The sequence below is a fragment of the Flavobacterium sp. genome (assembly GCF_044338735.1).
Lineage (GTDB): Bacteria > Bacteroidota > Bacteroidia > Flavobacteriales > Flavobacteriaceae > Flavobacterium.
This window is the reverse complement of the sequence record NZ_JBIIWV010000219.1, coordinates 1-3,094: the sequence shown is the minus strand read 5'-3', so window position 1 is coordinate 3,094 and position 3,094 is coordinate 1. Positions and strand designations below refer to the sequence as shown.

The window sequence follows — 3,094 nt, the reverse complement described above, 5'->3', positions numbered from 1 at the left end:
CTTGGGAATGGACTGATAAATACGGTGGAACCATTTTAGAACAATTAAAACAATTAGGTTGTTCTTGCGATTGGAATCGTACCAAGTTTACAATGGATGACGATATGTCAGCTTCTGTAATTCATTCTTTTGTAGATTTATACAATAAAGGTTTAATCTATCGCGGTTACCGAATGGTGAACTGGGATCCAGAAGCAAAAACCACATTATCTGATGAAGAAGTAATTTTTGAAGAGCGCCAAGGAAAATTATATTATATTAAATATGAAGTGGTAGATGACACCAATAACCCATCACCAATAACCCATCACCTAGTAGTGGCAACCACGCGTCCCGAAACCATTTTTGGAGATACTGCCATTTGCATCAATCCAAATGATGAGCGTTTTACGCATTTGAAAGGTAAAAAAGCAATTGTTCCTATTTGCGGTAGAGTAGTGCCTATCATTGAAGACGAGTATGTAGAGGTAGAATTTGGAACCGGTTGCTTAAAAGTAACTCCAGCACACGATACAAACGATAAAACATTAGGCGATAAGCACAATTTAGAAATCATCGATATTTTCAATGAAGATGCTTCTTTGAATTCATTCGGATTGCATTATCTAGGGAAAGATAGATTCGTAGTTCGTGAAGAAATTGCTAAAGAGCTTGAAACTATCGGCGCTTTAGCAAAAACAGAAACCCATTTGAACAAAGTAGGAACTTCTGAACGAACGAAAGCGGTTATCGAACCAAGATTATCAGATCAATGGTTCTTAAAAATGGAAGATTTGGTAAAACCAGCCATCAAAGCGGTTTTAGAATCAGATGATATTAAATTATATCCAAATCGCTTCAACAATACCTACGCACATTGGTTAAACAACATTCGCGATTGGAATATTTCACGCCAATTATGGTGGGGACAACAAATTCCGGCCTATTTTTATGGTGATGGAAAAGAAGATTTCGTTGTAGCTGAAACAAAAGAAGAAGCTTTAGCTTTAGCTAAAGTAAAAACTTCCAACTCCCAGCTTCAAGCTTCCGACTTAAGACAAGATTCCGATGCACTTGACACTTGGTTTTCTTCATGGTTATGGCCAATGGCGGTTTTTGGGGGCGTTTTAAACCCAGAAAATGAAGATTTTAAATACTTTTATCCAACGAATGATTTAGTTACCGGACCCGATATTTTGTTCTTTTGGGTAGCGCGTATGATTATTGCGGGTTATGAATATGCAGGCGAAAAACCATTTTCAAATGTTTATTTAACAGGATTAGTTCGCGATAAGCAAGGACGTAAAATGTCTAAATCATTAGGTAATTCCCCAGAACCATTGGGACTAATTGAAAGATTTGGTGCCGATGGTGTTCGTGTAGGATTATTATTAAGTGCTTCGGCAGGAAACGATATCTTATTCGACGAAGAATTGTGCAACCAAGGAAAAGGGTTTTCAAATAAAATTTGGAATGCATTTAAACTAATCAAAGGTTGGGAAGTAGCCAATATTCCTCAACCAGAATCATCAAAAGTAGCGATTGAATGGTACGAAGCAAAATTGCAACAAACCCTTTTAGAAATTGAAGATAATTTTGACAAATACAGATTATCCGATGCTTTAATGGCCATTTATAAATTGGTGTGGGACGATTTTTGCTCGTGGTTCTTAGAAATGATTAAGCCAGGATATCAACAACCAATTGATAAAGCGACTTTTGACAAAGCGATTGAAATGCTGGAAGCGAACTTAAAATTATTGCATCCGTTCATGCCGTTTTTAACAGAGGAAATTTGGCACCACATTGCTGAAAGAACTCCAGAACAAGCATTGATAGTGGGTGAGTGGCCAAATGCAAAATCGTTTGACGCACAATTAATTGCTGATTTTGATTTTGCAACCGAAGTGATTTCGGGTATTAGAACCATTCGTAAAGACAAAAATATTCCGTTTAGAGATGCTATTGCGTTGTCTATTTTGAATAATGAAAAGGCATCAACATATTTTGATTCAGTAATTCTAAAGTTAGGAAATGTTGAGGCAATAGATTATGTTTCAGACAAAGTAGACGGGGCATTGTCGTATCGTGTGAAATCAAACGAATATTTTATTCCGATTACGGGTGCCATTGATTTGGAAGCAGAAATCATAAAATTAACCGAAGAGTTAAATTATACAAAAGGGTTCTTACGCTCGGTTCAAGGAAAATTGTCTAACGAGAAATTTGTAGCCGGAGCACCCGAACAAGTCATTGCCAACGAACGCAAAAAAGAAGCCGATGCTTTGGCAAAAATTGCGATGATTGAGCAAAGTTTGGCTGGTTTGAAATAATATATTTTAGTATAAAAAATGAATCCCGAGTTTGCGCTCGGGATTTTTTATGCTTATTGGGGGCATGGATTATAAATCCGCGCTATCGGGTAATGTAAAATTCAATCATCTATTTTATTACCAAATCATATTTTTTCAAAAGGCCGGCAAGATTTTCAGTTGAAAAAATAGCTCTTTTTAGTTTGTTTTTTTCAGGATCTATGATGAAATCATAACTAGTAGAAAAATCGGTTTTATTAGCAGTAGTGCCTATGAAAACGGCATGTCTTAAATTACAATTATCAAACATTGCTTCAGTCAAATCACTTTCCATAAAATCAACAGCAATCATACTGCAATTGATGAACTGCATTTTTTTTAGTTTCAAACTGTAAAACTGAGCATAATCTAACAAACTGTCTTTGAAATGAAATTCATATAAAATTTGATCGGTCATAGCAAAGTTAACGGCTGTAAAATCACATTTAGTAAACCAAACATCCCGCAACGAAACATGATTGATTTTTGTATTTTTAAAATTACAATCAAAAAAATTACAATCTATAAAAGTTACTGCGGTAAATGAACAGGCTGTAAAATCGCAATTGGTAAACGTGCAATTTTCATATTCTTTAAACTTGATATCATTTTCTGCATAAATAATATCGGTAATTTTTTCATCAATTATATAATCTGCGTGCATGATTTTATTTTAGAATCGTAAAACTAGTTCAATTTTATCAATCTGAATAAAATTATTTAGTTAAAAATAGTATATTCGTAAAAATTTTGGGGATGTAGCT

At 34.7% G+C, this 3,094-nt stretch carries 2 protein-coding genes; one reads left to right on the top strand and one right to left on the bottom strand.

Annotation, left to right across the window (positions count from 1 at the left end):
- On the top strand, positions 1-2,312 hold a 2,312-nt coding region (locus ACIQZC_RS10345), incomplete at its 5' end, for a valine--tRNA ligase (RefSeq protein ID WP_396139145.1).
- Positions 2,313-2,421: 109 nt separating this feature from the next.
- On the opposite strand, the gene ACIQZC_RS10340 is transcribed toward ACIQZC_RS10345, so the two are convergent.
- Positions 2,422-2,994, bottom strand: coding sequence for a pentapeptide repeat-containing protein (locus tag ACIQZC_RS10340; RefSeq protein WP_396139144.1), 573 nt, complete (start codon positions 2,992-2,994; stop codon positions 2,422-2,424).
- Between the last annotated feature and the right edge of the window lie 100 nt (positions 2,995-3,094).

Bases quoted from the DNA above. Each gene is read 5' to 3' on its own strand.
- ACIQZC_RS10340 (WP_396139144.1), bottom strand. From the start codon at position 2,994: ATGCACGCAGATTATATAATTGATGAAAAAATTACCGATATTATTTAT.